A 22,948-nucleotide genomic window follows, 5' to 3' on the forward strand; every position below is an offset into this window, starting at 1 on the left:
GGACACCCGGGTCGCAGGCTGTCCGAGGCACGCACAATAGCCATGTGGGCGCCGCCGGACAAGCGGCTGGGACACAGCCGGTCCGAGGGCCGGTCAGGAGGCCGGTGCCCCGCCCTCCGGGGTCGTTTGCCGCACCAGCACGAAGCGCTGGTAGGCGTAGCCGATGCCGATCAGCGCCGCCCCCAGGCCGAGGAACGACACCGCCCGCCACAGGCCGGTCAGGGCGGACATGTCCACCAGGAAGACCTTGGCGACCGTCGCCAGCACCACCACCAGGGAGGCGTAGCGCAACGCCAGGGCGCCGCGCCACAGGCCGGCCGCGAGCAGGGCGGCCCCGAAGGCCAGCCAAACCGCCGAATGGGCGTACAGTTCCCCGTCGGGCAGGGTCGGGGACGACAGGATGGTGCCCTGGAAGGCGTGGCGCACCGTCAGCACCAGCCACATCCACAGCGTGGCGAGGCCGGCAATGCCGGCCGCCAGGCTGAGGCGGCGGACGCCGCGCCGGCCGGCGACCGCGGCGAAGGCGCCGAACAGCAGGGCGGGCAGGGCGTAGGCCGGCAGCAGCGCGTTGACCAGCGGCGTGGCACCCACCGGCTCCCCCGTGACCATGGGGTTGGCCGCGAGCATGGTGCCCAGCGCCACCTGCGCGGCTCCGAGGGCGGCCGGCACCGGCCAGCCGTGCCGCGCCGTGGCGCTCGCCCCCGGCGCAGCGGCGCGGATGTACAGCAGCAGCCCCACCGACAGCCACCACACCGCGTTCAACCCCTGCTCCAGCAGGTCGTAGCCGGGCCGGTCCAGGGGGCCGTCGGCCACCGCCAGGCGGATCTGCAGGCTGCCCAGCAGCACGATGAAGCTGAGCGCGCCGGCCTCCAGCGCGGTGCGCAGGGCCGGCCCCGCGGCCCCGGCGAACAGCAGCCGGGCCGCCGCGAAGGCCAGCGCCGACAGGCCGTAGCCCGTCCAGATCCACGGCACACCCGGGAGCGGCCCGTCGATGGCGTAGGCCAGCACCTCCGGGTTGGCGGTCAGGCGCACCACCACCACGCCGGCCAGCACCAGCGCCAGGGTGCGCAGGCCGGCCACCGGGACGCTGCGGTGGACCGCGGCGGCGGCGGCCACCGTCCAGGCGAGAGCCACGCTCAGCCATGCGTCGCGCAGCAGCAGGGCGACGCCCAGCGCCAGCCCGGCCAGCGCCGCGGTGGCGTAGCCGGCCAGCACCGCGTCCCACGCGGCGTGGCCGCGGTGGCGGGCGGCGTAGCCGGCGGCCAGCGTGTGCAGGGCGGCCACCGCGGCGGCGGCCAGGGCCCAGTCGGCGTCCGGCTCGCCCGAGGCGACGCCGGCGTAGCCCGCCGCCACCAGCAGCAGCGACCCGGCGCCGCCCGCCAGGGTGAACCAGCCCGCCCGCCCGCTGCCGTGGGCCGCCGTGATGCCCGCGGCGGTCAGCGCGGCCGAGGCGGCCAGGGCATAGGCCAGCGCGCCGGCCTGCGCCACGTCCAGGGTGGCACCGCCGGCCAGCAAGGTCAGCACCGCCGCCGCCGCGCCGCCGGTGTGCCGCGCCCCGGCCCGGTCGTCGGCGAGCAGCAGGCCGGCCAGCACCGCCGCCAGCCCGGCCACCAGGGGCACGTTGCCGTCGGCGCCGATGAACACCAGGCACGCCGCCACCAGCGTCGCCACCGCGACGGACAGCCCGGCGCCGTCGTGCCGGCGCCACCACCGGGTTCCCGGCTCCGCCGCCGTCGGGCGCCGGCGCAGCCCGACCGCCAGCCCGGTCGCCAGCACCAGATAGAGGGCCGCCGGCCAGGGCGCGACATCGAAGCCCGGGCGGGTGGCCATCCACACCAGCACCCAGGCGACGCCGCCCCAGTGCACCGTGGTCAGGACCCGCGGCCAGCCGCGCCAGCGCGCCGTCAGCGCCGCCACCGCCGACACCGCGGCCAGATAGGTGAACAGCGCGGTGCCGTCGCCGGACTCGCCGCCCACCACCAGCGGCACCGCGTAGGCGCCGACGATTCCCAATGCCGCCAGGGCCGGCCCGTGGCGCAGGGCCAGCACCAGGGCGGCGAAGGACACCGCGGCCAGCCCGCCGAAGGCCGCCGCCTGGCTCACCAGCCCGTACAGCCCGTGGGCCGCCCACACCGACGCGTAGGCCGCGGCGAGGCCGGCGCCGCTGACGGTGGGCGGCAGGTGGTCGGCGCGCAGCGGACCGGCGCCCCGCGCCGGCGGGCGGCGGCGCAGCCATTCCCCGGCCGCCACCAGCGCCCACGCCAGCAGCAGCCCCAGCGCCACCCGCACCGTCGGCGACAGCAGCCCCGATTCCACCGAGACCTGCACCAGGAAGCCGCCGCCCAGCGCCAGCGCCACGCCGCCGGTCCACACCAGCCAGCGCCCGGTCAGGCGCGTTTCCAGCCCGGCGAGGCGGTCGCCGGCACCCGGGGCTGTGGGGGCCGGTTCGGGACGGGCCGGCTCGGGGGCGGGATCGGGGTCGGGCAGGGGGGCGGCTGCGGCGGCCCCGTGCGCGGGGGCGGTGTCCGGCTGCGGGTCGGGCGCCGGCTCGGGCGCGCGCTGCGGTGCGGGGGCGAGGGCCAGCACCATGGCGCGCAGCGCGGCGTTGTCCCGCTCCAGCGCCGTCAGGCGCCGGCGCTGGCGCGTCAGCTCGACGGCGGCGGCCACCACCGCGATCACGATCAACAACTCCATAACGTCCGCCTCTTCCCCCGGGGTGCCCTCGGCCCCGGCCATCATGGAGCCTGCACACCCGGCGCGGCAACCGGGTGCAGGCGTTTCCTCATACGGTCGGCAACTGATCACGTCCATCAATTGCCGACCGTAAAACCCGGCAGATCAATGCCTTGGCATTGATCGAGAGGGTGATACCGGCGGCATCCTTCAGATGCCGCCGGTATCATTCCCCCATGGCGTCCCGCGCCAGGCCGGCGACGACGCCCCAGCCGACGTGGTCGGCCGGGTCGATCTCCGCCAGCTTGGCCAGCAGGGCCGGCACGTCGGCGAAGCTGCCCTGCTTCAGGCTGATGAAGGTCAGCGCCTTCAGGGTGAACAGGGTGAAGCGCGGGGCGCCCGCCGCCGGCCAGTCCGCATCGCCGGGGCGCAGCAGGCGCCAGTCGGCGGGCCAGCCGCCCAGCGCCGCGGCGGCGTCCAGGCCGATGCGGGCGACCCGGCCGGCGTCGGCGTAGCGGGCGCCGTTGAAGTAGAACTTGTACAGGGCGAAAAACACCGGCAGCACCCGCGGCCCGGCGCGGTGGGCGTCCCACAGCAGCGCCTCGCAGCGCGCCCGGTCGTGGCGGGCGGCCACCGCCTCCTGCAACAGGGTGTCCACATGCTCCGGCACCTCGCCGAAGGCCATGCGGCCGTCCGGGATGCGCAGTTCGATCCGGCGTTCCATCGTGGTGTCCGTCCCCTTTTGTGTGTCGGCGCGGCGCCCGCCCGCGGGAATGCAAGGAGCGGGCCGGGCCGCGACTCGGGGTTCCGTGTCGTGAACCCGACAAGGGGCGTGTCGCAAACGCGTCAGCACGCCGCACCCCGACACTCCCGCACCCGAGGGTTTCCGCCATTTCCGCCTTTTGGCCCGGCGTTTGCTACTTGCCGGGGCAGAACACGCGGATCAGCCAAGGAGAGCATGCATGGTGACCCTGACGGATACGGCGGTGGCCACCCTGGAACGGGTGCTGGCGGGATCGGGAGCGGCGGCGCGCGGCCTGCGCATCGCGGTGGCGGACGGCGGCTGCGCCGGGCTGAAGTACCAGATGGGCCTGGAATCGCAGGCGGCCGACGGTGACGCGGTGCTGGAGTTCGGCGCCGTCACCGTCTTCATCGACGCGGCCAGCCAGCCCCACCTGACCGGAGTCGTGGTCGATTTCGTGGAGGGTGTGGAGGGATCCGGCTTCCGCTTCGACAACCCCAACGCCACCGGCTCGTGCGGCTGCGGCAAGTCGTTCTCCACCGGCTCCTGCTCGACCCCGCCGCAAGGGGCAGCGGGCGGCTGCGGCTCGCACGCCCACTGATCCTCTCTCTTCGATCCGATATTCCACGCCGACTTCAGCGAAAGGCAGGGCCTGCCATGTGGAACTACACCGACAAGGTCAAGGAACACTTCTTCAATCCGAAGAACGCCGGCGTGCTGGACGACGCCAATGCGGTGGGCGAGGTCGGCTCGATCTCCTGCGGCGACGCGCTGAAGCTGATGCTGAAGGTGAACCCCGACACCGAGGTGATCGAGGACGCGCGCTTCCAGACCTTCGGCTGCGGCTCGGCCATCGCCTCCTCCTCGGCGCTGACCGAACTGATCATCGGCCGGACGGTGGAGGAGGCGCTGCGGCTCACCAACCGCGACATCGCCGACTATCTCGGCGGCCTGCCGCCGGAGAAGATGCACTGCTCGGTCATGGGGGCGGAGGCGCTGCACGCGGCCATCGCCGCCTACAAGGGCGAGGAGTGGGCCGACGACCATGAGGAAGGTGAGCTGGTCTGCAAGTGCTTCGGCGTCGACGCCGCGATGATCGAGCGGGCGGTGACCGTCAACAACCTCTCCACCCTGGAGGAGGTCACCCACTACACCAAGGCCGGCGGGTCCTGCCAAACCTGCCACGAGAAGATCGAAGAGGTGCTGGAGACCGTGCTGGCCAGGGCCGGCAAGGAGATGGGGGCATCCAGGGCGCCCGCCGCCGGCCTGGTCGGCCTGGACGCCATCAAGCCGCTGGCGCCCAAGGCGCCCGCCCCGGCGACCGCGGGCAAGATGACGAACGTCCAGCGCATGCAGGCGATCATGCTGGCGATCGAGGAGATCCGCCCGCAGATCCAGCGCGACGGCGGCGACGTGGAGCTGGTGGACATCGACGGCAAGGACATCTACGTGCGCCTGTCCGGCGCCTGCTCCGGCTGTTCCCAGTCCGCCGGCACCATGATGGGCGTTCAGATGAAGCTGGTGGAGAAGCTGGGCGAGTTCGTGCGCGTCAAGCCCGCCTCCCTCATGCCGGCGGGGGTGTGATGCCATGACCGGGATCTATCTGGACAACAACGCCACCACCCGCGTCGACCCGCTGGTCCTGGCCGAGATGCTGCCGCTGTTCACCGAGCAGTTCGGCAACCCCTCCTCCATGCACGGCTTCGGGGCCGCGGTGGGGGGCAAGGTGGAATGGGCGCGCCAGCAGGTGCAGGCCCTGCTGGGCGCCGCCCACGACAGCGAGATCGTCTTCACCTCCGGCGGGACGGAGAGCGACAACACCGCCATCCTGTCCACCCTGGAGGCGTTCCCGAAGAAGCGGGAGATCATCACCAGCGTGGTGGAGCATCCCGCCGTGCTGGCCCTGTGCGAGTATCTGGAGAAGAAGCGCGGCTACACCGTCCACCGCATCCCCGTGGACGGCAAGGGGAACCTGGACACGGACGCCTACGACCGCGCCCTGTCGGAGAACGTCGCCATCGTCTCCATCATGTGGGCCAACAACGAGACCGGCACCCTCTTCCCGGTCGAGGAGCTGGCGCGCAAAGCCAGGGCGGCGGGGGCTCTGTTCCACACAGACGCCGTGCAGGCCGTGGGCAAGATCCCCATGCGGCTGGCCGACAGCGCCATCGACCTGCTGTCCCTGTCGGGCCACAAGCTGCACGCGCCCAAGGGCATCGGCGCGCTCTACGTCAAGCGGGGCACCCGCTTCCGGCCGATGATGCGCGGCGGCCACCAGGAGCGGTCGCGTCGCGCCGGCACCGAGAACGCGCCGGGCATCGTCGGGCTGGGGGCGGCGGCCGAGCTGGCGCTGCACCACATGGCGGACGAGAACACCCGCGTGCGGGCGCTGCGCGACCGGCTGGAGCGCGGGCTGCTGGCGGCCATACCCAACTGCTTCGTCACCGGCAACCCCGACAACCGGCTGCCCAACACCTGCAACATCGCCTTCGAGTTCATCGAAGGCGAGGCCATCCTGCTGCTGCTGAACGAGCACGGCATCGCCGCCTCGTCCGGCTCCGCCTGCACGTCGGGCTCGCTGGAGCCCAGCCACGTCATGCGGGCGATGGGCGTGCCCTACACGGCGGCCCACGGGGCCACCCGCTTCTCCCTGTCGCGCGACACCACGGACGCGGAGATCGACACGGTGATCAAGGTGATGCCCGGCATCATCGCCCGCCTGCGCGCCCTGTCACCCTACTGGGCCGGCGCGGAGAAGGCCCCGCGGGAGTTCGCACCGGTCTATTCGTGAACGTGCAGCGGAGGACGCCCGCCATGCCGAAGCCCGCCTTCGTCACCATCAACGACACCACCCTGCGCGACGGCGAGCAGACGGCGGGCGTGGCTTTCACCCTGGACGAGAAGATCGCCATCGCCCGGGCGCTGGATGCCGCCGGCGTGCCGGAGCTGGAGATCGGCATCCCCGCCATGGGCGAGGACGAGCGCGAGGGCATCCGCGCCGTCGCGGCGCTGGGCCTGAAGGCGCGGCTGATGCTGTGGTGCCGCATGCACGACGCCGACCTGGCGGCGGCACGGTCGTGCGGCGTCGGCTTCCTCAACCTGTCCATGCCCGTGTCCGACATCCAGATCGCGAAGAAGCTCCGCCGCACCCGCGCCTGGGCCCTGTCGGAGATCGAGCGCAAGGTGAAGACGGCGCGTGACGCCGGCTACGAGGTCAGCGTCGGCGGCGAGGATTCCAGCCGTGCGGACATGGACTTCCTGGTCACGGCGGCGGTCACCGCCCAGCTCGCCGGGGCGCGGCGGTTCCGCTTCGCCGACACGCTGGGGGTGCTCGACCCCTTCGGGACGCGGGCGCGCATCGAGCGGCTGCGCCGCGCCACCGACCTGGAGATCGAGATCCATGCCCACGACGACCTGGGGCTGGCCAACGCCAACTCCCTGGCCGCCGTGCTGGGCGGGGCGACCCACGTCAACACCACCGTCAACGGCCTGGGGGAGCGCGCCGGCAATGCCCCGCTGGAGGAGGTGGTGATGGCGCTGAAGGTGCTGCACGGGCTGGACACGGGTGTGGACTGCCGGGCGCTGGGCTCCATCTCCGACCTGGTGGAGGCGGCGTCCAACCGTCCCGTCGCGGTCAACAAGTCCATCGTCGGCGACGCGGTCTTCACCCACGAGGCGGGCATCCACGTGGACGGGCTGCTGCGCGACCGCCGCACCTACCAGAACTTCGACCCCGCCGAGGTGGGGCGCGAGCACCGCATCGTGCTGGGCAAGCATTCCGGCACGGCGGCGGTGAAGATGGCCTATGACCGGATGGGCATCACCGTGGACGACGCGGCGGCGCGGCTGGTGCTGACGCAGGTGCGCGCCTTCGCGACCCGTGCCAAGCGCCCCCCCAACCCGGACGAGCTGCAGGCATTCCTCGCCACCGCCACCGTTCCCGCCGTCCTTCCGGCCTGAAGGGGGAGACGCCGCCATGGCCCCCGGCATTCGCACGCTGCTGAAGGAGGACGTTTCCTGCGTCTTCGACCGCGACCCGGCGGCGCGCACCCGCTGGGACGTGCTGACCTGCTATCCCGGTGTCCAGGCGGTGATGGCGCACCGGCTGGCCCATGCCCTGTGGGCGCGGCGGTTCTTCTGGGCGGCGCGGTTCCTGGCCTATCTGGCGCGCGCCGTCACCAACGTGGACATTCACCCCGGCGCGCGCATCGGCCGGCGCTTCTTCATCGATCACGGCGCCTGCGTGGTGGTGGGCGAGACGGCGGAGATCGGCGACGACGTCACGCTCTACCACGGGGTGACGCTGGGCGGCACCTCGTGGAACAAGGGCAAGCGCCACCCCACCCTGGGCGACGGCGTGCTGGTGGGGGCCGGAGCCAAGATTCTGGGCCCGATCACGGTGGGGCGCGGTGCCCGGGTCGGCGCCAACTCCGTGGTGGTCAAGGACGTGCCCGACGGCATGACCGTGGTGGGAATCCCCGGCCGCGTCGTGCGCGCCGCGGCGGGGCGGGGGGCGGAGCAGGGGATCGACCTGGACCACCACCTGATGCCCGATCCCGTGGGCAAGGCGATCGCCTGCCTGATCGACCACATCAACCGCATCGAATCCCGCCTGGAAGCCCACACCGCGGCGGAGGCGGCGCGGCCCGACCCCTTCGCCGGAGCCCCCCTGGCCGGCCCCCCTCTGACCGGAATCGCCTGCGCGTCCTGCGGCGACCTGTGCGACCAGACCGGCTGCTGCACGGTGGCCGACCCCTCTCCCCCCACGCTTCGGAGTGCGACCCCATGAGCTTCAAGGACGATCTGGAAGACCTGGAAACCGCCGAGGACTTCCTGCGCTTCCTCGGCGTGCCGTTCGAGCAGCGGGTGGTGCACGTCAACCGTCTGCACATCCTGCAACGTTTCCACGAGTACCTGTCGGCCGACACCGATCTCGACGCGGTGGACGACGACGCCATGGCCGCCCGCTACCGCGCCCACCTGACGCGCGCCTACACCGACTTCGTCGCCTCCAGCGCCATCGCCGAAAAGACCTTCAAGGTCCACAAGGAGGAGGCGCGCAAGATGGCCGACCGCTTCGTCAGCCTGGACACGCTGGTGCTGCCGCGGGGGTGACGGGAGAGCTGTAGAGTCTCCAGCCGCCCGAAGCAGCGCTCCAGCCGCCGCAGGCCGGCGTCGGACACGCCGCAGGCGGCGAAATGGTCACACCATCATCAACCGCATCGCCGACCGCCTCTTGCTTCCGGACGCGTACGATGAACGCCGGCCGGCCCGCTCCCGCCCGGTGCTACTCCCGCCGGCCGGCCAGATCGCCCAGCAGCTTCAGCACATCCTGCGACGCAGCCTCCACCTCGGAGATGGCGCCCAGCGCGCCGTCCAGGTCGCGGTCGCGGTAGAGGCGGGCGGCGCGGATGCCGTGCTCGTGGACACGGCGGTGCGGCTCCTCCAGCGCCCGGAAGGCGGGATGACCGGTGATCGCAGGGTCGGACACCGACCCGCACCATTTGCCGAGCCGGCAGTTGTGGTGGTCCGCCAGCTCGTCCGGGTTCAGGCTGGTGCGGCCGAGCGCCATGTCGGCCAGATTCTTCTTCCAGATCACATGGTCGGACATGGCGCGGTGGACGGTGCCGTCGGGGATCTGTGCACCGCAGATGTCGTCCAGCAGCGGCGTGAGCCGGCCGTTGGCGTTGCCCATGGCCTCGGCCAGGCGGTTCACCTGCTCCACGTTGCGGGCCGCCATGCGGGCGATGATGACCAGGCCCCTGGACACCTCTTCGGTGGCGCTGCGCTGCTCCGACAGTTCGGCGTCGATGGAGGCGACGGTGCCGCCCAGCTCCTCCATGCGGGAATAGACCTCGCCCATGGCGGTGTTGCTGGTGGCGACCGCCCGCTGTCCGGCGGTCACCGCCTCGGTGCCCGCGGTCATCGCCTGGACGATGGAGCCGATCTCGCCGCGCAGGCGAGCGATGCGCTCGCGGATCGTTTCGGTCGCCTTGGCGGTCTGGCCGGCCAGGATCTTCACCTCCTGCGCCACCACGGCGAAGCCCTTGCCGGCCTCGCCGGCCCGCGCCGCCTCGATGGTGGCGTTCAGCGCCAGAAGGTTGGTCTGGCTGGCGATGGCCTCGATGTTGGAGACGATCTCGCCGATCTGCTCCGAGGTGCGGGCCAGGGCGTCGACCCGATCGGCGACGGCGGAAATCTCGTTCACCGCCAGTTCGATGGTGCCGCTGGCCGAGCGGACGGATTCGAAGCAGTCGCGGGTGGTGTCCTTGAGCGTCGCCGTCGTGTCGACGCAGGTGCGCGAGCGGCCGGCCACCGCATCGAAGGATTGCGCCACATGCTCCGCCGCGGCGGTGATGGCGTTGGAATGCTGGTCCACCTCGCGCAGGTCGCGGGTCATCACCGCCACCGACGAGGCCACCGTCTCGTTCACCTGGATGGAGATGTCGACGAGACCGCGCAGGTGGCGGCGGTCGCGCTCCTGCAGGACGGACGCAATGTGGCGCACCTTCGCCAGGACCGGGTCGCCGCTGTCGGGAACATCGTCGTAGCGGCCGGCGGCGATCAGGTCGAGGGCGGCCAGGACGGCATCGCGCCCCCCGGCATCGCCGGTTGCGGAGGCGGTGACGGCATCATCGGCGGGCGGCGGATGGGACGGGGCAGAGGAACGGAACAGGCGCAGCATGATGATCTTCCGACAGGTATCGAGGCCGAACGCCAAGTGTCCGGCCTGTGCGGTAAACGTGCGGTTACCCTGTCGATGCGGTGCCGGTGTCAGCGACACCGTGCCGCAACCGTACGGACGGATCGGCCGAATCACCGATCGCCGGGCTGGGATTTGGCGGCCGGCCGCGCTATATGTCGGGGCCGAGGCGCGCACCCGACCGGCGCGCCGTTTTCACATCCGCTCCCCCGGCGCTTTCCCGGCGGCCGGTAGCCAACGGACTGCGCGATGCCCGACGCCTGCGATCTCCTTGCCCCCGACATCTTCGCCGGGCCCCTCCACCGACCCGGACTGCGCCCGGCGCCGTTCCTGCCGATGTCGCGCGCGGAGATGGAGCGGCTGGGCTGGGAGTCCTGCGACATCATCATCGTCACCGGCGACGCCTACGTCGACCACCCCAGCTTCGGCATGGCGGTGATCGGGCGGCTGCTGGAGGCGCAGGGGTTCCGCGTCGGCATCATCGCCCAGCCGGACTGGCAGGGACCGGAGCCGTTCCGCGCGCTGGGGCGGCCGAACCTGTTCTTCGGGGTGACCGGCGGGAACATGGATTCCATGGTCAACCGCTACACCTCGGACCGGCGGCTGCGCCACAACGACAGCTACACGCCGGGCGATGAGGGGGGCAAGCGGCCGGACCGCGCGGTGATCGTGTACTCCCAGCGCTGCCGCGAGGCGTACAGGGACGTTCCCGTGGTGCTCGGCGGCATCGAGGCCAGCCTGCGCCGCATCGCCCATTACGACTACTGGTCGGACAAGGTGCGCCGCTCCGTCTTAATGGACGCCAAGGCGGACATCCTGGTGTACGGCAACGCCGAGCGCGCCATCGTCGAGATCGCCCGCCGCGCCGCCGCCGGCGAGGCCCCGCGCGCCATGCACGACCTGCGCGGCGTCGCCGTGGTGCGCGACGCGGTGCCCGACGACTGGACCGTCATCGACATGGCGGACTGCGACGAGAGCGCGGCGGCCGGCCGCGGGCGGGAGCGCACGGTCGTCCGCCTGCCCGATTACGAGCGGGTGCGGGACGACCGGGTGCTGTACGCCCACGCCTCCCGGGTGCTGCACCAGGAGAGCAACCCCGGCAACGCCCGCGCCCTGGTGCAGCGCCACGGCGATAAGGAGGTGTGGCTGGGCGCCCCTCCGATCCCGCTGACCACGCCGGAGCTGGACCGGGTGTACGAATTGCCGTACGCCCGCGCGCCGCACCCGGCGTACGGCGACGCCCGCATCCCCGCGTGGGAGATGATCCGCTTCTCCGTCAACATCATGCGCGGCTGCTTCGGCGGCTGCTCCTTCTGCTCCATTACCGAGCATGAGGGGCGCATCATCCAGAGCCGCTCGGAAGGGTCGATCCTGCGCGAGATCGGGGCCATCCGGGACAAGACGAAGGGCTTCACCGGCACCGTCTCCGACCTTGGCGGGCCGACCGCCAACATGTGGCGGCTGGCCTGCAAGGACAAGCAGACGGAGACGCTGTGCCGCCGCCCCTCCTGCGTCTATCCCGACATCTGCAAGAACCTGAACACCGACCACGCGCCGCTGGTGCAGCTCTACCGCAAGGCCCGCGCCGTCCCCGGCGTCAGGAAGATCGCCATCGCGTCAGGCCTGCGCTACGACCTGGCGGTGAAGAGCCCGGAGTACGTGAAGGAGCTGGTGACCCACCACGTCGGTGGCTACCTGAAGATCGCCCCCGAGCACACCGAGGCGGGGCCGCTGTCCAAGATGATGAAGCCGGGGATCGGCGCCTACGACCGCTTCAAGGCGATGTTCGACAAGGCGGCGAAAGAGGCGGGCAAGAAGCTCTACCTCATCCCCTACTTCATCGCCGCCCACCCCGGCACCACCGACGAGGACATGATGAACCTGGCGCTGTGGCTGAAGCGCAACGGCTTCCGCGCCGACCAGGTGCAGACCTTCCTGCCGTCGCCCATGGCGCTGGCCACCGCCATGTACCACAGCGAGCGCAACCCCCTGCGCCCGGTGCGCCGGGCCGGCGGCGAAACCGTGGCCACCGCCAAGGGGCTGCGCCAGCGCCGGCTGCACAAGGCGTTCCTGCGCTATCACGACCCGGAGAACTGGCCGGTCCTGCGCGACGCGCTGAAGGCCATGGGGCGCGCCGACCTGATCGGCCCCGCCGACCACCAGCTCGTTCCCGCCTGGCAGACGGCGGGCGGCAAGGCGCCGGCGGCGAGCGGCAACGGCAGGGGACCGCGGGGCGGGTCGGCGCCGTTCCTCACCCAGCAGGCCGGCGCCGGCCGGCGCAAGCCGGCGCGCGCGCGCCGCGCGCCGTAACTCATGCGGCCGGCTGCCGCCGCAGTGGCGCCATCATCAGCCACAGGCCGCCGAAGAGCGCAATCGGGATGGCGAAACCGAACGCCGCGAGGTCGCCGGCGGCAACGCGCACGGCGATTCCCGGCAGCAGCATCACCCCTTCGGCCAGCGCCAGCAGTCCGATCAGGCCGGCCGGGCCGACGCGGCGGATGGCCGGCACCGCCGCGACCAGGGCCGCCGCCGCGGCGAGCACCGGAGCCAGGTGGCTGTAGGGACCGAGCTTCCCCGCCACATGAAGCGGCGTGAAGCCGGCCGGGTCCCGGATGTAGAACGCTGCGGCCAGGGCGACGGCGAGGAGTGCTGCGCCGCCGCCGAGTGCCAGGCCGGGGCTTCGGCGTCCGCAGCCGATGCCGTACGCCAGCACCAGGATGGGAGCGACCGCATGGATGGGGCGCGAGCAGGTGGCGATGCCCAGCGCGATCGCTGCCGCCGGCAGTTCCCATGGCGCGCCCCGTCCGGACAGCACCCGCTCACCCCACAGGACGGCGGCCAGCACGTAGACCGCGTTCGCGGCGTAGTCGCCGCCGGTGGCATAGTCCTGCAACACCGCGAGGTTGGCGGGGATCAGAAGGATCGCATACAGGGCGCGCGCCGGACGATGCGCCAGGCAGCGCATGACCAGCACGGTGGCACCGGCCAGGGCGACCGGATTCTGGAAGGCGGCGCCTCCCGCCAGGTGGAACGGAAGGCCGATCAGCAGCGCACCCGGCAGGGGCGTGACGGGATTGCCGAAATAGGTTCTCACGGCATAGGGATAATCGCCGCGCAGCAGGGCGGCGATGGCCAGGTCCAGCGCCTCGTCCCGGTCGCTTCCCGGACCGAGCATACCGGATTGGGCAACGGCATAAAGGATGGGAAAAGCCAGGATGGCCGCCGCCAGCCAGGCGATGGTCAGGCCGGCTTCATAGCGGCGCAACGGCTCGGCACCGCGTTGCGAACGCTCGCACACGGCCAGCGCCTGCACGATCACGACGAGAATGGCGCCATAGGCTGCGGCGTGGACGGCCGAGCCGACCTTGAGCAGGATCATCAGCGACGGCAGCCAGACCGAAACGGCCACCGCCGCCACGCGCCACGGCGGCATCGACGCACCCCAGCGTTGGTCCGGCACCGCCGAAAAACACCAAAGCCCCCGGCCGGAGGCGACGGGGGCTCTGCGTAACGGCCGGACGACCGTATCAGGCGACGGAGAGGACGTCCAGGTAGGTGTTCGCCGGCTCCGACAGATGGATGCGGTAGAGCACGCCCATCTGGTCGATCATCACGTCGGCCGTGGGGGTGCCCTTCACCATGTCGGACACCGCGGAGCGGACGGAGCGGGGGAGGCTGTCGAGGTCCACCTCGCGGTAGGAGCCTCGGTCGGAGAGCTTGACGGTCTTGCTGGCCATCGTGTGGCGCCTTCAGGAGATGCTGTTTGTGTGGTGCGGCGCACCATGATCCTGAAGGGTTAACGCCGGATTAAGCGAGGTGCGGTGGGCGATGGATCTTTCGGGTTGGCGCCGGGCGTGACGGCCGGGCAACAGGCGGCGGGCCATGCCGATGATGCGCCTACCGCGCAAGCCCGATCGGCATGGCTGCCGCCGCCGGAATAGGCGCCCGCGTCAGTGCGACAAGCGGTCGATCTCCTCCTTGACGTGGAGCTTTTCCATCTTCATCCGTTTCACTTCGACGGAGTTGTACGCCGCGTGCGTCTCCTCCCTACGGATCTTATCGTCAAGGTCGGCATGCCGCTGCCGCAGGGCTGCGATGTGCGATTCAACGCTCATGACGCGCATCCTTCTGACGTTTCGGAGGAAGCCCGGAAGAGCCGGCTTCCGCCGACCATCATAGGCACTTGCGCCGGTGTTGGCGACCCAAACCGAAAAATCAGTGGAGGTATGCGACGACGTGACCGCAGGGCCGGTTGACGCTATGGTGCGGCCGCCCCCTCACCAGCCCCGAAGGCTTCTTGCCCGTGAACGCGCTCGCTCCCCTGGCCGGCGTCGCCGCCGTGGTCGCTCCGGTGTTCGTCGCCGCCGCCGTGGGTTATGTGTGGCTGCGCCGGCGCCTGCCGTTCGACAGCGCCTTCGTCACCGCCTTCGTGGTCAACGTCGCCACGCCGTGCCTGGTCTTCTCCACGCTGACGCGCGTGCGCTTCGCCGGTGAGGACCTGATGCAGGTGGCACTGGCGGCCGTCGCCATCCTGGTGCTGACGGCGGTGGTCGGGGCGGTGGTGCTGCGGGCCTTCCGGCTGGAGCTGCGGCCCTATCTGCCCGGCCTGATGTTCCCCAACGGCGGCAACATGGGCCTGCCGGTGTGCCTGTTCGCCTTTGGCGAGGCCGGGTTGGCCTATGGCATCGTCTATTTCACGGTGTTGTCGGTGACGCAGTTCGTGCTGGGTCCGGCCATCGCCGCGGGGCGCAGCGATCCCGGACAGGTGCTGCGCATCCCGCTGCTCTATGTGGTGGCGGCGGCGCTGGCGGTGCGCGGCCTGGACGTGGCGGTGCCGGTCTGGATCGTCAACGCCACCACCATGCTGGGCAACGCGGCGGTGCCGCTGATGCTGGTGTCGCTGGGGGTGGCGCTGGCCCGCCTGCAGGGCGGCGGCACCGGCCGCGCGCTCGCCCTGTCGGCCCTGCGCCTGGGGTTGGGGGCTGCGGCCGGGTTCGCGGTGGCGACCGCCATGGGGCTGGAAGGGGCGATGTTCGGCGTCGTGGTGCTGGAAAGCGCCATGCCCGTCGCCGTCTTCAACTATCTCTGGGCCCAGAAGTACGGCAACGCCCCGGAGGAGGTGGCGGGCATGGTGCTCGGTTCCACCGCCCTTTCCTTCGTGGCGCTGCCCGTGCTGCTGCTCCTGGTGATGTAGCGGTCTATCGCGGCTCCACCCCGGCCAGCGGCGCGGCGGCGGGGCCGTTCAGCACCGTTCCGTCCGGGGCGAAGCGCGAGCCGTGGCAGGGGCAGTCCCAGCTCGATTCCGCCGGGTTCCAGCGGACGATGCAGTGCAGGTGGGTGCAGACGGCCGAGCGGCGGTGTACCGTGCCCTGCGGATCGCGGTAGACGGCGACGGGCCGGCCGCCCTCGCGGATCACCGCCCCCTGGCCGGGGGCCACGTCAGCCTCCGCATCCGCGTCGGAGGGGGCGAGGTGGCGCAGGTATTGGCGGGCGACGTCCAGGTTCTCCTCCAGGAAGCCGCGCAGGGATTTCGTCATCAGGCGCGAGGGGTTGTAGAGCCCGGCCCAGGGGTGGTCGAAGCCGTGGATCAGTTCGCACAGCAGCAGGCCGGCCAGCGTGCCGTGGGTCATGCCCATGCCGCTGTCGCCGGTGACCACGTGGACGCGCCCCTTGCCGCCGGGATCGCGGCCGATGAAAGCCAGCCCGTCGTAAGGCTCCATCACCTGGCCCGACCAGCGCCGTTCCACCGCTCCGGCCGCGGGGAAATGGACACGCGTCCATTCCTCCAGCGCGGCCCAGCGGCTTTCCATGTCCCGCGCCTCGCCGGTCTTGTGGTCCTCGCCGCCGACGATCAGCAGGTCATGGTCGCCGGCCGGTTGCAGGCGGACATAATGGTAGATGTCCCGCGTATCCCAGTAGAGGGCGTCCGGCACCGCGCCGCGGGCGACCCGCAGGGCGATGGCGTAGGTGCGGTAGGGCGCCTGCTTGGTGTGGATGGCGAAGAGATCACTGATGGGGGAGTTGGTGGCGACCACCGCGGTGTCGGCGACCACCGTCGGGCCGCCGGCCACGCTCAGGGTGACGTGGTCGCCGGTTTCCGCCACCCGCTCCACCCGGGCGCCGCTCGCCAGCCGGCCGCCGCGCGCCCGGAAGGCGCGCACCAGACCCGCCAGATACGCCATGGGGTGGAAGCGCGCCTGCGCCGGGAAGCGCAGGCAGGGGCCGGGGTGGGCGACGGGGCCGGGCGGCAGGTCGATACGCTCCACATCCGTAAGGCCGGCACGGTGCGCGGCGGCCCGCTCCTCGTCCAGGACGCGGGGATCGTCGCCGGGGGCCAGCATGAGATAGCCGTCGACGCGGGCGAAGCCGCAATCGATGCCCTCCTCGCGGGCCAGGCGCTCGATGGTGTCGATGGCGGCGGTGTGGCTGTCGGCCGCCAGGCGGGCGCCGCCCGTGCCGTGCACCCGCTCGATCTCGGTGTAGCGGTCGTCGATGGCGTTGGAGAGATGGGCGGTGGTGCGCCCGGTCTCGCCGTCGCCGGGATTGCCATCGTCCAGCAGCAGCACCCGCTTGCCGGAGCGTTGCAGCAGGTAGGCGGTGGTGACGCCGGCGATGCCCGCCCCGACGACGGCCACGTCGGCCGTCACCTCGGCCGGACCACCCGCGGTGAATCCGCCGGCCGCCGCGTCCGCAACGCCCGTGTCCATCCACACCGAGGTGGTCGTTCCGGAACCCTTCATCACGCGTCCTCCCCGATTCACCCGCAGCCGCCCCGTCCCTGCAACATGGGTCGGGACGGGGCGGTTCCGGGGGCAAACGGGGGCGGAGGGCCGGAACAAAAAACGGGCCGCCCCGTTGGGAGCGGCCCGGATCAGGATGGAAGCAGACGGGTCGGTCAGCCGGCCGGCCGAGCCGGGGCGGGCATCGGGGTCTGCGGCAGTTCCGCCGTATCCGTGCCGGTCTGCGGCAGCGTCACCGATTGGTTCTTCCACTCGCAGGCCAGCGCCGGCCCGACGGCGAGCGCCGACACGGCGACCGCAATGGCAATAACTTTTCGCATGATGGTCTCCAGCCGCAACGAACGACCGGTGAAGCGTGCCGGTTCTTGTTGGATCGGTCAACGCTCTATGAGGTGTATGCCGTGTGGACGGGCGGATGTGCTCCCCACAGGGCGATACCGGGAGGCCCGCGCCTCAATGTCCGACCATAGCACTCAACCCTTTGCGGTGCCGGCCCGTCGCAATAACGGGAACCTATGCGGCATCAACGCAGAAAAGCATCTCGATAACGGCGGCAGTATCGATCGCATGTCTCTCATAGCGAGTTCTGGAAGGTGGTCGGCGCATCATAAGATGGTATGAGCGACTTGAAAACGGATGGCCGCCCGGCGTGCCTGCCGATTTGCCGGGACGCCGCGGCAACGGTTTTCACATTGCCGTGACCGATGAAAATGAGTATGAGTCGCAATCGCAGGGCCGTCCGCGGCCCGCCCATCCTGTCCACCGGGACCGTCCATGGCCGCCGCCCTTCTGCACCGGGTTCTCTACGCAACAGCGCTGCTGCTGGCCGTCTCCATGGCCGGGTTCGCGCTGTTGCGGCTGATGCCCGGCGACGCGGGGGAGGTGCTGCTGATTCACCAGATGGCCGGGGAGCTGCCGGGGCCGGAGGCGCTGGCGCGTTTCAAGCGCGAACACGGGCTGGACGACCCGTTGCCGCTGCAATACCTGCGCTGGCTGGGCGCGGTGCTGGGGGGCGATCTCGGCCGCTCGTTCCAGACCGGCGACCCCGTGGCGCAGGAGGTGGGGATGCGCCTGGTCAACAGCGTCCTGCTGGGCGCCGCGGCCATGGCCCTGGCCTGCGCGGTGGCCTTTCCCGCGGGCATCGCCGCCGCCCTGTGGCGGGGCGGGCCGGTGGACCGGGCCGTCTCCGCCCTGGCGGTGCTGGGCATGGCCGTGCCGAACTTCTGGTACGCGCTGCTGGCCGTGCTGCTGTTCTCGCTGACGCTGGGCTGGCTGCCGTCCTCGGGCTATGGAACGTGGGCGCACGTGGTGCTGCCCGCCCTCGTGGTGGGAACCTCGCTGAGCGGTGTCATCGCCCGTTTCGTGCGCAGCACCTGTGCGGAGGAGCTGCCGCGCGCCTATGTGCGCACCGGCCGCGCCAAGGGGGTGGGGGAGGTGCCGCTGATGCTGCGCCACGTGCTGCCCAACACCATGGTGCCGGTGCTGGCCCTGCTGGGGTTGCAGGCGGCCCGCGTGTTCGACGGCATCGTGGTGGTGGAGACGGTGTTCGCCTGGCCGGGGCTGGGCCGGCTGCTGGTGGACGCCATCCTCAGCCGCGACTTCCCGGTGATCCAGGGCTGCCTGCTGGTGCTGGGCGTGGTCTATGCGGGGCTGCACCTGGCGGTCGACGTGGCGGCCATGCTGGTCGACCCGCGCATCCGCGGGGCGGTGTGACGTGGCGGCCGGCGGGGCGGGCAGCGCGCTGCGGCTGGGTCTGGCGGCGCTGGCGGTGGCGGTGCTGCTGGTCGGCGTGCTGCCGCTGCTGGCGCCCCACGACCCCCACCGGGTCGCCTTCGCCGCCCGCCTGCTGGCGCCGGGGCCGGAGTACCCGCTGGGCACCGACCATCTCGGCCGCTGCGTGCTCAGCCGGCTGATCCACGGCTTCCGGGTGACGCCGCTGGCGGCGCTGGCGGTGGTGGTGACGGCCCTGGGCGCCGGCACCGCGGTGGGCCTGGCGGCCGGCAGCATCGGCGGCGCCTTCGACCGGGTGGTCATGCGCGTGGTGGAGGGCATCCAGATCCTGCCGGGGCTGGCCCTGGCGCTGATCATCGCCGGGGTGTTCGGCCTCGGCCTGTGGACGGTGGTGCTGGCGCTGGCCGCCGTGCACTGGACGGAGTACGCGCGGCTGGCCCGCACCATGACGCTGGCGGAGCGGGCCAAGCCCTACGTGCTGGGGGCCGAGGCGCTGGGGGCGCCGCGCCATCGGGTGGTGCTGCGCCACGTGCTGCCCAACATCGCCGCGCCGATCCTGGTGCTGGGCACGGTGTCCCTGTCGTGGGCCATCCTGTCCTTCGCCGGACTCAGCTTTCTCGGCCTCGGCGCCGAGCCCGGCTCCACCGAATGGGGCCTGATGATCGCCGAGGCGCGCAACCACATGCGCCTGCACCCGCGGCTGGTGCTGGCACCGGGGCTGACCATCGTCGCCCTGGTCATCGCCGTTAATCTGCTGGGCGACGCCCTGCAGGACCGCGCCGCCGCCGGGTCCGCCGGCACGGCGCACCGATTCGTCACCGGGAAGGGGAGAACGTCATGAACAGGGGTAAGGCCGCCGGCCTGCTCGCGGTACCGCTGCTGGCGGCGCTGCTGGCCGTGGCACCGGCGCCGTCGGCGCGGGCCAACGACGCCGGCACGCTGGTCGTCGCCACCATGTGGGAAAGCCTGCCGCACTCCATGGAGGCGCGGCGCAGCCGCTTCTTCAACGAGAGCGAGATCCTCGACACGCTGATCAAGCTCGACCATTCCATGGCCCTGCAGCCCGGACTGGCCACGGCGTGGGAGCCGGTGTCGCCCACCGAATGGCGCTTCACCCTGCGCGAGGGCGTGGTCTTCCACGACGGCACGCCGCTGACCGCGGCGGTGGTGAAGCACTCGCTGGAGCGGGTGCTGGCCCTGCTGTCCTTCGCCGGGGACCTGCTGAACGTGGCCGCCATCGAGGCGCCGGCCCCTCTGGAGCTGCGCATCCGCACCACCGAGCCCTTCGCGGCCCTGCCCAACCAGCTCACCGACGCCATCGCGGTGGTCTACGCCCCGTCCTCCTTCGACGCCGAGGGCAAGTTCGTCAAGCCCGTGGGCACCGGCCCCTGGCGGTTCGTGGAGTATGTGAAGCAGAGCCACACGGTGGTGGAGCGCTTCGACCGCTACTGGGGGGCGGCGCCGGCGCTGGACCGGGTGGTCTACCGCTTCATCCCCGACCACAACACCCGCGCCCTGGCGCTGGAGGCCCGCGAGGTCGACATGGCCGTCGACATCCCCTCCGCCGACGTGGCGCGGCTGAAGGACGTCAAGGGGATGACCGTCTACCGCGAGCCCGCCGCCGGCCTCTACTACGGCGCCTTCAACGTGGCCGACGGGCGGCCGCTGGCCGACGTCCGGGTGCGCCGTGCGGTGAACCGCATGGTCGACCGCGCCGCCCTGGTGGACGCCGCCCTGGACGGGGTGGGGGAGCCCGCGTGGTCCTTCTTCTCGCCCCGCTTTCCCTGGGTGCCCGACGGCGTGCCCGCCGACGCCCACGATCCCGGGGGTGCGGCGGATCTGCTGACGCAGGCCGGCTACGCCCGGCAGGGCGGGCAGTGGCGCAAGGACGGCAAGCCGCTGACCCTGCGCATCCTCAGCTACACCGGCCGCACCGAGATGGCGCCGGTGACCGAGGCTCTGGCCGCCATGTTGCAGGCCGAGGGCGTGGCGACGGAGGTGCAGATGTACACCTGGCCGGGCATGCTCGATCTGGTCAAGAAGGGCGACTATGACGTGTCGGTCGTCTACTGGACGCCGGAGATGACCGGCCATCCCGACCTGCACCTGAAGTCGCAGTTCCATTCCAGAGCCGGCCTGAATTACCAGAACTGGGCCAACGCCGCCTTCGACGCCGCGGTGGACAAGGGCCGCACCCTGCCGCCGGGTGCGGAGCGCCGGGCCACCTACCGCGAGGCCCTGACGATTCTGCACGACGACGCGCCGATCCTGCCGCTGGTGCACAAGGTGTACGCCGCCGCCTCGTCGGACCGGGTGAAGGGGTTCCGGGTGCATCCCTCCGGCTTCTTCTACGACTTCAAGAGCGTATCGAAGGAGCCGTGACCATGGGCCGCCGCTGCCTGTTCCTGAAGCCCATCCGCGGTGCCGGCGGCGACCTGCCGGACGTGATGGCCCACACCGACCGCGCCGACGAGGCCGAGCAGTACGCCCTCGACGGGGTGCGGCTGGAGGACTACGCCGCCCTGCTGCTGCCCGCCCACCTGGACCAGCGCTGGTTCGGCGGGCAGACCGCGCGGGTGGAGGCATTCCTGGACGGTGGCGGCACCCTGGTGTTCAACGGCCACGTGGCGTGGCCGATGCTGCCGGAGTTCCGGCCCTTCGTGCCGCTGGCCAGCCGGCGCCTGGATGATCTGCGGGTGCACCGGCTGGCCGGGCACCCGGTGTTCGCCGGGGTGGCGGAGGACGACCTGACCTTCCGCCGCGGCGTTGCCGGTTTCTACGGCCGCGGCCACAACCCGCCGCCCGACGGGGCGGTGGTGCTGCACGGGCTGGGGCCGGACCGCGCCCCGGTGGACTGGGTGTGGCAGCGGCCGCGCGGCGGCCGCATCCTGATGCACGCCGGCAACGACCTGTGGATGTACGCCGGCGCCGCCGACAGCACCGGCCGCATCGTGCCGCAGCTCATCGCCTGGGCCTGCGGCGACCGGACGGACGGGGAGGACACGCCATGAAACGCCTGGCCGCGCTGGACAGCGGCACCTACTACCACCGCGAGACCCTGTACGGGGAGCGGTACCGCCACCATTTCGACCGCATCCTCTACGCCCGCGACGTCGGCGCCGCCGACCTGTCGGACGTGGACGTGCTGTTCGTCACCTGCCGCACCGACCCGTCGCTGCTGGTGCCCCACTGCGACCGCATCGCGGCGTTCCTGGAGCGCGGCGGCACGGTGGTCGCCATGGGCTCCACCGGCCCCCACCATTGGCTGCCCGGTGTGGAGTGGACCGACACCGCCACGAACTTCTGGTGGTGGCTGACCCCCGGCGCCGACCCCGGCCTGCGCGTGGCGTCGCCCGACCATGCCCTGTGGCGCCACATCGCCCTGTCCGACGCCACCTGGCACCACCACGGCCACTTCGCCCCGCCGCCGGGGGCGGAGACGGTGATCGCCCTGGAGAGCGGCGGCGCCATCCTCTACGACGACCGCACGACCACCCCCGGCCGTATGATCGTGACGGCCCTCGACCCCTGCTACCACCACGGCAGCTTCTTCATGCCGGCCACCACGCGGTTCCTGGACGGATTCCTGCCGTGGCTGCGGGGCGGGGGGTAGGGAGGGGGCGGGGGCCGGCGCGATCAGGCTTGCGCCGCGGTCACGTCCGCTTGCGGCCCCGCCGGTTCCGTCTCGCCCCGGCGGTGTCCGGCGTCCGTGCCGCCGCCGCACGCATCCCGGCGGTGAGACGATCATGGATGGCGCGCGCCGGCTGGCGGACTTCCGGGTTCACGTCCCGCAGCCTGGGCTCGCCGTGAACGAAGGCGACGAAGGCGGCATGCACCGGCGCGTAGCGTTCCGCGTGGCCGCTTTCCTCCAGCCAGCCGATGAGCTTTTCCCCGTAACCGCGCGCCCGGGCCAGCCGGAGGAGGCGCAGCAGGTCGTTGAGGAAGCTCCGGCCATCGCTGTCCAGCCCGTGCCCGAGCGCCCGGTCGAGCTGCGCCATGGCCGTTCCGAAATTGTCCCCGGCGAGAGCGAGGCCGGCGTCCAGCAGGGCGAGCCCGGCGGGCGGCAGCTTGGTCAGACCCGCCCGCAGCGTCGCCGCGTCATCGGGCCGGTCTGTCAGAAGGAACAACCACGCCAGGTTTTCTGCGGCTGAGACCTCGTCCGGTTGTCGTTGGTGCGCTGCCGCATACGCCGAAGCCGCCTCGTCCACCTTTCCCAAATCATCGAACAGCCGGTTCCCCTTATGGACGAGCGCCTTCGCGACCTGTTGCAGCAGGACGGTGTCGGTAGCGTCGGCGAACCGTTCGATGACGGCGTCGTACGCGGCGATGGCGTCCTCGGTGCGACCGAGGGTGCCGAGA

Annotated in this window: 22 protein-coding genes; 13 read left to right on the forward strand and 9 right to left on the reverse strand. The window is 71.9% G+C overall.

Going from position 1 to position 22,948, the window contains the following annotated elements; translation table 11 throughout:
* Positions 1–93 precede the first annotated feature (93 nt).
* The gene (locus G472_RS37680; protein WP_029010965.1) at positions 94–2,694 is read right to left on the reverse strand and encodes a DUF2339 domain-containing protein; all 2,601 of its coding nucleotides are present in this window, start codon (positions 2,692–2,694) and stop codon (positions 94–96) included.
* Between the two features lie 205 nt (positions 2,695–2,899).
* Entirely contained in the window at positions 2,900–3,397 is a 498-nt protein-coding gene (locus G472_RS0127525; protein ID WP_051341438.1) for a hypothetical protein, read from the reverse strand.
* Positions 3,398–3,635: 238 nt separating this feature from the next.
* Here G472_RS0127525 and G472_RS0127530 point away from each other — a divergent pair, with 238 nt between their 5' ends.
* From G472_RS0127530 to nifW, 6 genes are read left to right on the forward strand one after another with little or no spacing between them, the layout of a single operon-like run.
* Positions 3,636–4,016, forward strand: coding sequence for a HesB/IscA family protein (locus G472_RS0127530; protein ID WP_029010967.1), 381 nt, complete (start codon positions 3,636–3,638; stop codon positions 4,014–4,016).
* Positions 4,017–4,072: 56 nt separating this feature from the next.
* Positions 4,073–4,999 (forward strand): Fe-S cluster assembly protein NifU, encoded by a 927-nt coding sequence (nifU, locus tag G472_RS0127535; protein ID WP_029010968.1) that lies wholly within the window; start codon positions 4,073–4,075, stop codon positions 4,997–4,999.
* Positions 5,000–5,003: 4 nt separating this feature from the next.
* Entirely contained in the window at positions 5,004–6,206 is a 1,203-nt protein-coding gene (nifS, locus tag G472_RS0127540) for a cysteine desulfurase NifS (protein ID WP_029010969.1), read from the forward strand.
* Between the two features lie 23 nt (positions 6,207–6,229).
* Entirely contained in the window at positions 6,230–7,375 is a 1,146-nt protein-coding gene (gene nifV / locus G472_RS0127545; RefSeq protein WP_029010970.1) for a homocitrate synthase, read from the forward strand.
* Positions 7,376–7,391: 16 nt separating this feature from the next.
* On the forward strand, positions 7,392–8,204 hold the full coding sequence (gene cysE, locus G472_RS36000; RefSeq protein ID WP_035693979.1) for a serine O-acetyltransferase: 813 nt from the start codon (positions 7,392–7,394) through the stop codon (positions 8,202–8,204).
* Entirely contained in the window at positions 8,201–8,530 is a 330-nt protein-coding gene (gene nifW, locus G472_RS0127555) for a nitrogenase-stabilizing/protective protein NifW (protein WP_029010971.1), read from the forward strand. Before cysE ends, nifW begins: the two co-directional genes overlap by 4 nt.
* Before the next feature lie 172 nt (positions 8,531–8,702).
* Here the strand turns inward: nifW and G472_RS0127560 are convergent, their stop codons facing one another.
* Entirely contained in the window at positions 8,703–10,100 is a 1,398-nt protein-coding gene (locus G472_RS0127560; RefSeq protein WP_035693981.1) for a methyl-accepting chemotaxis protein, read from the reverse strand.
* 267 nt (positions 10,101–10,367) lie between these two features.
* Between G472_RS0127560 and G472_RS36005 the strand changes: the two genes are divergently transcribed.
* The gene (locus tag G472_RS36005; protein WP_035693982.1) at positions 10,368–12,428 is read left to right on the forward strand and encodes a YgiQ family radical SAM protein; all 2,061 of its coding nucleotides are present in this window, start codon (positions 10,368–10,370) and stop codon (positions 12,426–12,428) included.
* Position 12,429: 1 nt separating this feature from the next.
* On the opposite strand, the gene G472_RS0127570 is transcribed toward G472_RS36005, so the two are convergent.
* From G472_RS0127570 to G472_RS38445, 3 genes are all read right to left on the reverse strand, one after another.
* Complete coding sequence (locus G472_RS0127570; RefSeq protein WP_029010973.1) at positions 12,430–13,551, reverse strand: hypothetical protein; 1,122 nt, start codon at positions 13,549–13,551, stop codon at positions 12,430–12,432.
* A 94-nt stretch (positions 13,552–13,645) separates the two neighbouring features.
* Positions 13,646–13,855, reverse strand: coding sequence for a hypothetical protein (locus G472_RS0127575; RefSeq protein WP_029010974.1), 210 nt, complete (start codon positions 13,853–13,855; stop codon positions 13,646–13,648).
* Between the two features lie 213 nt (positions 13,856–14,068).
* Complete coding sequence (locus tag G472_RS38445; protein ID WP_084536944.1) at positions 14,069–14,233, reverse strand: YdcH family protein; 165 nt, start codon at positions 14,231–14,233, stop codon at positions 14,069–14,071.
* 188 nt (positions 14,234–14,421) lie between these two features.
* Here G472_RS38445 and G472_RS0127585 point away from each other — a divergent pair, with 188 nt between their 5' ends.
* Positions 14,422–15,312, forward strand: a complete 891-nt coding sequence (locus tag G472_RS0127585; RefSeq protein WP_029010975.1) for an AEC family transporter — start codon at positions 14,422–14,424, stop codon at positions 15,310–15,312.
* A 4-nt stretch (positions 15,313–15,316) separates the two neighbouring features.
* Here G472_RS0127585 and G472_RS0127590 read toward each other — a convergent pair whose 3' ends face one another.
* On the reverse strand, positions 15,317–16,858 hold the full coding sequence (locus G472_RS0127590; protein ID WP_035693984.1) for an FAD-dependent oxidoreductase: 1,542 nt from the start codon (positions 16,856–16,858) through the stop codon (positions 15,317–15,319).
* Between the two features lie 155 nt (positions 16,859–17,013).
* The gene (locus tag G472_RS0127595) at positions 17,014–17,178 is read right to left on the reverse strand and encodes a hypothetical protein (RefSeq protein WP_156927278.1); all 165 of its coding nucleotides are present in this window, start codon (positions 17,176–17,178) and stop codon (positions 17,014–17,016) included.
* Between the two features lie 454 nt (positions 17,179–17,632).
* Here G472_RS0127595 and G472_RS0127600 point away from each other — a divergent pair, with 454 nt between their 5' ends.
* Genes G472_RS0127600 through G472_RS0127620 form a run of 5 tightly spaced genes read left to right on the forward strand, consistent with a single transcriptional unit; the run spans position 17,633 to position 22,202 of the window.
* Positions 17,633–18,571, forward strand: a complete 939-nt coding sequence (locus tag G472_RS0127600; RefSeq protein ID WP_029010978.1) for an ABC transporter permease — start codon at positions 17,633–17,635, stop codon at positions 18,569–18,571.
* 1 nt (position 18,572) lies between these two features.
* Positions 18,573–19,430, forward strand: coding sequence for an ABC transporter permease (locus G472_RS36010; RefSeq protein WP_051341439.1), 858 nt, complete (start codon positions 18,573–18,575; stop codon positions 19,428–19,430).
* On the forward strand, positions 19,427–20,971 hold the full coding sequence (locus tag G472_RS0127610; protein ID WP_029010979.1) for an ABC transporter substrate-binding protein: 1,545 nt from the start codon (positions 19,427–19,429) through the stop codon (positions 20,969–20,971). Before G472_RS36010 ends, G472_RS0127610 begins: the two co-directional genes overlap by 4 nt.
* Before the next feature lie 2 nt (positions 20,972–20,973).
* The gene (locus G472_RS36015; RefSeq protein WP_035693986.1) at positions 20,974–21,600 is read left to right on the forward strand and encodes a hypothetical protein; all 627 of its coding nucleotides are present in this window, start codon (positions 20,974–20,976) and stop codon (positions 21,598–21,600) included.
* On the forward strand, positions 21,597–22,202 hold the full coding sequence (locus G472_RS0127620) for a hypothetical protein (protein ID WP_029010980.1): 606 nt from the start codon (positions 21,597–21,599) through the stop codon (positions 22,200–22,202). The genes G472_RS36015 and G472_RS0127620 overlap by 4 nt, the downstream gene beginning before the upstream one ends.
* Positions 22,203–22,242: 40 nt before the next feature.
* On the opposite strand, the gene G472_RS39600 is transcribed toward G472_RS0127620, so the two are convergent.
* Positions 22,243–22,948, reverse strand: a 706-nt coding sequence (locus tag G472_RS39600) for a hypothetical protein (protein ID WP_035693988.1), incomplete at its 5' end; no start/stop codon positions are given.

The organism is Azospirillum halopraeferens DSM 3675 (genome assembly GCF_000429625.1).
Taxonomy (GTDB): Bacteria; Pseudomonadota; Alphaproteobacteria; order Azospirillales; family Azospirillaceae; genus Azospirillum; species Azospirillum halopraeferens.